Here is a 1,419-nt window from a genome sequence, read left to right as displayed (position 1 = left end):
GATGGCGTCCCTTCTTGTGGTGTAGCCGATCATGTCGGGGGTGTGCGCCGGGGTGTACCGGCTGTGTAGCCTCCGCTCCCTGCCCATGAGGCGGGCCACCATGCAACTCTTCCTGGTGAACGGCCAGTTCAACCCGGGAGGTGCGTGGTGGCCCTGTCCCAGTCTGACCTACTTCGCCTGCTAGAGTCACTACGCTCGGCGGACGGACTCGAACTCGTCCGGAACGTGGCCGAGCGGATGCTGCAGGAACTGATCGAGGCCGAAGCCACCGCGAAGATCGGCGCCGGCTGGAACGAGCACACTGACACCCGCACCGCACTGCGCAACGGGCACCGCGATAAGACGCTGAGCACCCAAGCCGGCGACCTGGACCTGGCGATTCCCAAACTGCGGTCGGGAAGCTTCTTCCCCAGCCTGCTGGAACGACGGCGCCGGATCGACCAAGCCCTATACGCCGTCATCATGGAGGCCTACGTCCACGGAGTGTCCACTCGCTCGGTCGATGACCTGGTCAAAGCCCTCGGAGCGGACACCGGGATCTCCAAAAGCGAGGTCTCACGGATCTGCATCGACCTCGACCGACAGCTGACCGCCTTCCGCACCCGGGCACTGGACCACACCCGCTTCCCCTACCTGTATCTGGACGCCACCTACTGCAAGGCCCGCGTCGAGCACCAGATCGTCTCCCGAGCCGTGGTCATCGCCACCGCGGTGACCGAAGACGGCGGCCGTGAGGTCCTGGGGGTGATGGTCGGGGACAGCGAGACCGAACTGTTCTGGACCCAATTCCTCCGTCACCTGCGCGAACGAGGCCTGACCGGCGTCCGCCTCGTGATCGGCGACCACCACACCGGCCTCGTCAAAGCCATCCGCAAGGTGATGATCGGCTCGGCCTACCAACGCTGCCGAGTCCATTTCCTGCGCAACACCTTCGCGGTCATCCCAAAGGACGCCGGCGAGATGGTCGCCGCCACCATCCGCACGATCTTCGCCCAGTCCACCGCCAAGGCGGTACGCGCCCAACTGCAGACCGTGGCCGACATGCTCGGAGCCCAGTTCCCCAAGGTCAAGGCGATGCTGCTGGACGCCGAGGAGGACCTGACGGCCTTCGCGGTCTTCCCCGAACGACACTGGAAGAAGATCCAGTCGACGAACCCCCTGGAGCGGGTCAACCGCGAGATCAAGCGCCGCATCGATGTCGTCCAGGTCTTCCCCAACGACGACGCCCTGCTACGGCTCGTCACCGCCGTCCTCTTCGAGATGCACGACGAATGGATCGCCTTCCCCCGCCGCTACCTCCCCGAAGGCAGCATGGAACAGATCTACCCCGCCGAGCTCCCGAAAGGCGCCCCCACACTCCCCAACACCACGAACACAACCTCCGGATGATCGGCTACACCACAAGAAGGGACGCCATCC

1 protein-coding gene is annotated in these 1,419 nt (G+C 65.1%); it reads left to right on the top strand.

The window, feature by feature from the left end; genetic code table 11:
* The first annotated feature begins 147 nt into the window (after positions 1 to 147).
* Positions 148 to 1,389, top strand: coding sequence for an IS256 family transposase (locus ACFW3D_RS42135; RefSeq protein WP_500513793.1), 1,242 nt, complete (start codon positions 148 to 150; stop codon positions 1,387 to 1,389).
* Positions 1,390 to 1,419: the final 30 nt, after the last annotated feature.

Source organism: Streptomyces sp. NPDC058864 (assembly GCF_042742985.1).
Taxonomy (GTDB): Bacteria; Actinomycetota; Actinomycetes; order Streptomycetales; family Streptomycetaceae; genus Actinacidiphila.
This window is presented reverse-complemented; position numbering and strand designations above follow the sequence as displayed.